The sequence below is a fragment of the Candidatus Kryptobacter tengchongensis genome (genome assembly GCF_001458555.1).
Classification (GTDB): Bacteria; Bacteroidota; Ignavibacteria; order Kryptoniales; family Kryptoniaceae; genus Kryptonium; species Kryptonium tengchongense.
Genome location: NZ_CZVH01000102.1, coordinates 1 through 6,953, shown reverse-complemented (window position 1 = coordinate 6,953; position 6,953 = coordinate 1). Strand labels below are relative to the sequence as shown.

The 6,953-nt window shown below is 35.2% G+C and carries 7 protein-coding genes and 1 CRISPR repeat array; all 7 genes read right to left on the bottom strand.

Annotated elements, in window-relative coordinates:
• Positions 1–414, bottom strand: a 414-nt coding sequence (locus AT685_RS07860; protein ID WP_143713187.1) for a hypothetical protein, incomplete at its 3' end; no start/stop codon positions are given.
• 86 nt (positions 415–500) lie between these two features.
• Positions 501–1,121 carry a MarR family winged helix-turn-helix transcriptional regulator gene (locus AT685_RS07855; RefSeq protein ID WP_072152208.1) on the bottom strand — a complete coding sequence of 207 codons (621 nt, stop codon included), beginning with the start codon at positions 1,119–1,121 and terminating at the stop codon, positions 501–503.
• Between the two features lie 62 nt (positions 1,122–1,183).
• Positions 1,184–1,675 carry a cytochrome P460 family protein gene (locus tag AT685_RS07850; protein WP_072152207.1) on the bottom strand — a complete coding sequence of 164 codons (492 nt, stop codon included), beginning with the start codon at positions 1,673–1,675 and terminating at the stop codon, positions 1,184–1,186.
• Between the two features lie 329 nt (positions 1,676–2,004).
• A complete protein-coding gene (locus AT685_RS07845) occupies positions 2,005–3,174 on the bottom strand; it encodes a hypothetical protein (protein WP_072152206.1) in 1,170 nt (389 codons plus the stop codon).
• A 51-nt stretch (positions 3,175–3,225) separates the two neighbouring features.
• Positions 3,226–3,654: a CRISPR direct-repeat array (repeat unit 30 nt; unit sequence GTTTAAATTCCACACTGGTTCAATTCTCAC).
• 180 nt (positions 3,655–3,834) lie between these two features.
• Positions 3,835–4,572, bottom strand: a complete 738-nt coding sequence (locus AT685_RS07840) for a PEGA domain-containing protein (RefSeq protein ID WP_072152205.1) — start codon at positions 4,570–4,572, stop codon at positions 3,835–3,837.
• Positions 4,569–5,705 carry an outer membrane protein assembly factor BamB family protein gene (locus AT685_RS07835; RefSeq protein ID WP_072152204.1) on the bottom strand — a complete coding sequence of 379 codons (1,137 nt, stop codon included), beginning with the start codon at positions 5,703–5,705 and terminating at the stop codon, positions 4,569–4,571. The genes AT685_RS07840 and AT685_RS07835 overlap by 4 nt, the downstream gene beginning before the upstream one ends.
• A gap of 21 nt (positions 5,706–5,726) precedes the next feature.
• The coding region (locus tag AT685_RS07830) for a BamA/TamA family outer membrane protein (RefSeq protein WP_159420510.1) at positions 5,727–6,953 on the bottom strand (1,227 nt) is incomplete at its 5' end.

The following is a 6,953-nucleotide window of genomic DNA, read 5'->3' as shown; positions in this document are numbered from 1 at the left end:
TTGTTTTAAAACTTTTGTTGTCAGATCATAGAGATAAAAATTGCCACCAGTTTTCAACCTCCTTGCGGGCAAACTCCCAGTGAAAAGAATGTATCTTTTATCTTGAGATAAGAAATAAGCGCTTACATTTTTTGAGAAACCCTCAATTTGTTTGTCAAGCTCTGCGTAATCCAAAATTTTTTCCTCTTTCCCAGATCTTAAATCATACCTATAAATTGCCATTGACTTTGAAAGGGAGTCGTATTTAAGAGTTGTATAAGCATCTTCAGCAGGAAGCCATTGTTTTGACAAGAAGTTTGTCCTAAACTTTGCTGTTTTAAATATGTCCTCAAGTGTTAATTTCTTCTGTGCAAGCGTTGGAAAGGCAAGGATTAAAATTAAAATAGCAAGGGCTGAAAATTTAATTTTCCTCATGTTCAATTGTAATTTTGTTTTATAAGATCGCATAATAATGTTAACTCAAAAATTTGAAAAGTTCAACTAAAATTGTAGAAATCTTTTTATTCCATTACAGCTGGCTCGTAATCCTCACAATCAAGGCGAAGTTCAACGATGGAAAGCGGTTTGTTAAGAAGATTGCAGTAATGTGGGGCATCTGATTTAGGTGAAACATTCTTTTGAAAGTAAGCGCAGGAAAAACACATCCTTTGAGTTGTAATTATCCCAGCTTCGTAGAGGGATTCAATTAGTTTTAAAATGAATTCAAGTATCGTCTCTTTATCTTTTTGATTGAACTTTTTCAAGTTATTTTTCAAAGCATCAGCCCAGATTGAAAGCTTCTTTGCGAGTTTTTTACCTTTTGGTGTAAGTTGAAGGATGTAATTTCGCCTATCTTCGGGATCTTTGTCTTTTATGATGAGATTTTTCGCTTCAAGTGAGGCAATTGCATCACTTACAGTTGCCTTTGTGAGGCTAAATTCATTTGCGATATCAGTTATGCGAGTTCTTGAAGGGTTGTTGAAAAGAAGAAAAATTAAAAATTGGATTTGAATTGGGCTTAAATTTTCGTTTTTTGCAACATCCCACAGAAGAAACCTGAAAACCCTTGCGATTCTTTCAAGCCCCGCGATAATCTTTGAATCAATGTTTTCACTTTGCTCTACTGGATCAAAAACTGACATAATTTTTAAGATGTTAATTTTTGAAAGGGCAAGGCATGAAGCCCCGCCCTTTTTACACTAATTTACTTTCTATACTGACTAAAAACAAAATCCGCTGATTCTTGCGACGCATGACACGAGAAACAATCTTGTTCGGGATTTTTAACCACTCTTTCTTTTGTGTTCCCTTTGAAAGCTTCAAATCCCCATCCACCTGTATCTTTAAATTTTTTTGAATCTTTATACATCACCCCGACGACTTTCCTTTCACCCTCAACATATGTGTTGTTCTCAAGTTTTGCATCAAGAAGATCAAACACTATAACTGAGCCATCGGGGAATTTACCTGTTCTATAACCACGCATTGCTTTATCATTTGCGTAAATATGATGAATCCCACCAAACGCTTCATAAAGCGGATGCCCGGGGAGAATTAACATTGACTTCACATGAGCCCAGCCCCTGTATCCCTCTGGATATGGAACGGTTGATTTTGATTGGCTGGGGAGATTAGCAAATAGAAATAAAGCGATTATGGAAACAAGCCCGACGGTTAAAATTACTTTTTTAATCATGACAGCACCTTAATTTTGTTTTTAAAATTAATTAGGATTCCTAACTAATATAATGAATTGAAATTAAAAAGTCAAGCTTTTCATGGTTTGTTTTCGGCATAAGCGTCACGAAGGGTGTATTTATGGAGCTAGGGGTAGTTTAAGTGATGTTAAGAGATAATAATCATGCCGGAGGACAAAACCAGCGCCAAAGTTTTTTGAAAATCTATCGTTGCTGTTAGTGTAAGAAATCACATAACCTAAATTTTCTCTAAAATTAAACCGAAAAGGTCTTGCGATTCTTTCAAACTATACGATGATTTTGAAGCTTCAAAGATTAAAAAATTAATTTACTTTCTGAAAGTATATCCAATGGAAATTCCCCCTATTAGAACAAGTGCTGACTTTTTATCGGGTCCATAGAAATAAGAACTTAGACCATCTTCGAAGTATGGATCAAAAATCGGCGTAAATGCAAGTCGGAAGAAAAAACCACCGTTTTTAGGTTGATACCTATAGCCAAGGTTTAAAGTTGGAAGAGGAAAAATAAGAACAAAAGTTGCTCCTCCTCCAAATTCTAAATGGTGAGAACTCTCGGAACCTGTTAAAAGGTTTATTGTGACTGGAAATATCACCCCAAAACCAACCCCAAAACCAAAAGAAATTACAGGAAGTAAGCCAATTCCAACTCTTATACTTGAATTTGGGCGAAATCTATAATCATGATTTGCTGATAAAAATAAGCCCTGTCCTAAAATTTCAACATAGAGACTTGATTTTGCATATTCTTTTTTATTCACACTTTCCTCTTGAGTATAAACTGATTTTTCTTGAGAATAAACTGACAGATAACTTTCTTCGTTTGTTTTACTTACTTTTTCAATGTCAAACAGTTTTTTAAGGATGGCTTCAATTTTTTCAGAATTTTCAACATTCGCATATTTAGAGATAAATTCGTGCTTTTTATTATTGAACTTGAATTTAAGGTGAACTTCTTTGTCTTTTCTTTTAACCTCAACATCTTCAATTTCCCTGTATTTCCAAATTTGCTTTACCTTGCTTCCCTTAAGTATCATTTTAATAGCGTTAGTAAAATTTTCAACAGTTGGATCTTCTGAGGCTAAGTTGATAACTTTTTCTATCTCCTTATTCGTTCTTTCTTCCGGGGACGGTAAGAGATCGTTAAGAATGGCGTTAAGCATCAATGCTGGTGGTAATATAATTAATTCTTTTTCTGAAGAGATATTACTGATTTCGCTTAATACATTAAAGTGGGACCCACTTGAATAGTTGGGGGTATTTGAAATCTCATCTGTTTCCATGTCTATAATACTGGAATTTGTAAAAAGCAAGATATGTCTTATATATCCCCCGCCGAGGGTTTTCCACCCAAAGTTATATTTCCATGTATCAAGAAGAAATTTGACATTCTCTTTTTGAGCTTCTTGTGGGAGAATTGGCTGGTTAAGAAGAAAAAAGAATAAAAAAATTGCTCCCTGTTTTATTTTAAACCAGCGCATTTTTGACCAGCCTCCTTAATTTTTGGTTTAGTTTTTGAATTATAACTGTGAAGAACAATTCCACACTGGTTCAATTCTCACCAAAAAAGATAAAATGTATCTTCTAATTTAAAACAAGTTTAAATTCCACACTGGTTCAATTCTCACATTAAAGTTTCAGAGACTTTACCGTCATTTTGCATGAGGTTTAAATTCCACACTGGTTCAATTCTCACTCGAACACGTGGGTATCAAAAGCCCCATTACCATCGTTTAAATTCCACACTGGTTCAATTCTCACGTAGTAACGCCTAAACCATGTCTTCCCGATGATATTGGTTTAAATTCCACAGTGGTTCAATTCTCACATTATTTGAAACATCTATTAACTCTGCCTTTCCATTGTTTAAATTCCACAGTGGTTCAATTCTCACATAATTATTCCAGTGATAGAATGAATAGAAAGAGAAAGTTTAAATTCCACAGTGGTTCAATTCTCACCCTTTCAAAACTTAAATAATTTAAAGCAAAAATGCAAATTTTTTCGGTGTAATTCAAGTCGCTGAGGAAAATGCAAAAACTCTCGGTCTGCGACAGAGGACAAAGTGATTAAATTATAAAAACTTTTAATTGCGACCTTAAAATTCCACAACCCGTATCCTTACACAATGTCCTTTGCGATTAGTTTTTCATCAATATGTATATAGCAAATATCGCGGTCACTTCAAAAATTACGAGCGTAATCCCGGCAATTTTATCGTAAGTTTTTATAGTGTTAAGTTTTTCGGGATTTCCAGTTTTTATGTATTCATCGTATAATTTATCGGCTTTTGTCTTGAAGTAGATGGAAGTGATTCCACTTGCCAAACTTACCCCATCTATAGGAAGGGCGATATTTAATTTATTTTTTGGCTCCGTTCTTAATTCTGTTTCCGTTCCGTTGTGAGGTGTAAGATTGACCTCAATTTTATCGGCTTTACCGTCAACGAAAATCTCGGCGTCGTTATAACCTTTCTTCACAAGTTTTAAACTTTTGCCGAGCAAGTCTTTCATCTTGAAAATTGCCGGTGTTGTTCCTATTGTTGAATCGCCAAGCAAAATAGTTGCAGAGAAGGGGTTTGAGTTAATTTTGATAAATTTTTCAAAGGTTATGTGAAGATTCATCGTGTCATTTTCTTTAACCTCTATCTTTTGAACGAAATCCTGCTCAAGCCAGCTGGATATCTCGGGGTTTTTAAGTTTGAGCGTATATGTTCCGGGCTTAACTTTTAAGTTTGTAATTGGTGTTTTTCCGACGAATTCGGAATCAATATAAGTGAAAGCACCGGGTGGCTCTGTGTTTATGTTTATGGTTCCATATTTTTCCTGCGAGGGAAGATCAAACGAAATTAACAAAAGCAATAATAAAAAAATTTTCATCTCATTTGTTGTTGTGTTTTAAATGCATAGACAAATCTATCTTCCGAAGCTACGATGAGAAAATCTTTCCAAACGATCGGGGTTGATTTTATCCTTCCTCCGGTTTCGTAGTTCCAGAGCAATTTTCCAGTTGTGATATCAATTACATAGATGTTTTTGTCAAGCGAGCCAAAACAAACATAATTACCAGATATAAGTGGTGAGGAGTTTATGATGCTTTTAGCTGAGAAATCCCAAATTTTTTCTCCATTTTCCTTATTTAATGCGTAAAGTTTCCCGGATGCGGTTCCAAAAAGAATTAATGATTCTTTGATTGCACATCCGCCGTAAATTTTTGAGTTTGTTTGAAATTTCCATTCAACGCTTCCATCTTTTAAGTTCAATGCATAAAGGGTTCCATTAAGCGTTCCAACGAAAATTTTCCCATTTGATATTGAAACGGGAGCAAAGATAGGTGAAGAAGTGTTAAACTTCCAGATCAATTTTCCTGTTTCAAGATCAAGAGAATAAACATTTCCATCATCGCATCCAAATACTACAATTTTACCATCTGATGCAGGGGTTGAACGAATTGGTTTTTGAGATTTGAATTCCCAAATTTTTTCAGGTACGTCATATTTTATTCGGTAATTTATCACATGGCCATCAACTGTTGCAACAATGAGGTTATCATAGATAAGTAAAGGTGCGGATTCAATCCCACCGATTTTTTCACGCCATAAAACTTTGCCAAGATTTATATCAATTGATTGAAGTGTATTTTTTCCATAAGCATTAGGTATTATCAACTTATTTTTGTAGAGCACAGGGGTTGCTGAGATAGCTGATTCAGATTCAATAACTCCAATTTTTTTGCCTGTTTCAATGTCAATGACATGTATTTCATCAGTAAGGGTAGCGATGAATAAAATTCCATCTGCAACTACCATTGGGCTGTATGAGAATCCAGCTCCAGCGTTATATTTCCATGCAAGTTGAAATGGAGGAGATATATTAAAATCGGAGACATTTAAATTTTGAGGTGAATTTCCATATTGAACCCAGTTAAATTCTCCGAGTATTATATTTTTGTCAAGTTTAAAGGATGCACATGAGATAAAAATCAGCAAAGATAAAAAAGTCATTTTTCTCATTTTGTGGTAGATCTGAATATTTTAAAAATCCCATCCGAAAAAGAACTGGTGGAAGAAGGACTTTTGAACTTTTGAGAGGTTGTTTTCAATTCTTTTCCCAATGTCATATCTTAACACAAGGACTCCTCCGATGTTAAATCTTATTCCGAAGCCAAAGCTTCCAAGTGTTTCTGTGTATTTGTTGTCCCATGCATTTCCGGCGTCAAAAAACAGTGCACCTCTTATTGAACCTATGAAGATTCCGCCAAATGGGAATTTTACATCAAATTTATCAATGAATGGGAATCTCAACTCCTGACTAACAAGCCAGAGTTTTTTCCCTCTTATTGACCATCTCTCATAACCTCTTAAATCCCAGCTTCCTCCCATGAACCATCTTCTTGCTTCTTTACCTTCATTGTAGAAAAGAGTTAATCTAACTGCGTATGCTGATCTTGTTGATAGTCTGAGGTAATATCTATAGTCAAAGATCAAGGTATAATAATTAACGTTTGAAAATTGTATATCGGTTGTGTATGCAAGTGTTATATTAAATCTTTTACCGTCAATTGGACCGGTTGGGGACCAGAGGGAGTTATCAAAGACATATGAAAGCGAATTTGAAAGGAGCATCGCTTTTCTTTCGCCAACGCCAAAAATTATTTCCTTGTCCGAACGATTCAGCATTATACTTGCTTCAATTCTTCTAAAGACAGAGATTGGATAGCTTAGTGCAAAATATCCTCCGTATGCTTTTTCGTAGTAGAAAAGGTCAGGGTCTGTGAGGTCATATCTTCTTCCAGCGAAGTGAAAAATTCCATAGGCGAAGTTTGTTCTTTTGCTGAGGGAAACTCTTGAAACCGCAATGTTAAAACTTTTCAAGATTTCATCTTTTGTCTGTGCAGTGTTGTAGATCAAGAAGTAATATCTTTCATTCCCGAGGAGATCGCTCAAGGCAATTGCAGCACCTCCAACTGTTCCAAATATCGGATCGGTTGAGATTTGACTTTGTGCTATATCAAGGTCATATTTCCCACGATATGTGACGACATTAACCTCTTGAATTCCGGGGACTCGTGGTGTATCCCAGTGTATTTTGTTGATTTCATTTAGATTTATCTTCTGGGTGAAATTTGGTTTTTCAAGTTTTGCGTAAACATCATCAATCATTCTTATTTGAAATTTCAAATTTTCAAGCGCAACGAAGATTATTTTGCCATCGTCTGTCCATGTTGGGTCAAAGGCGGATGTTGTTAAATTAGTAATTTG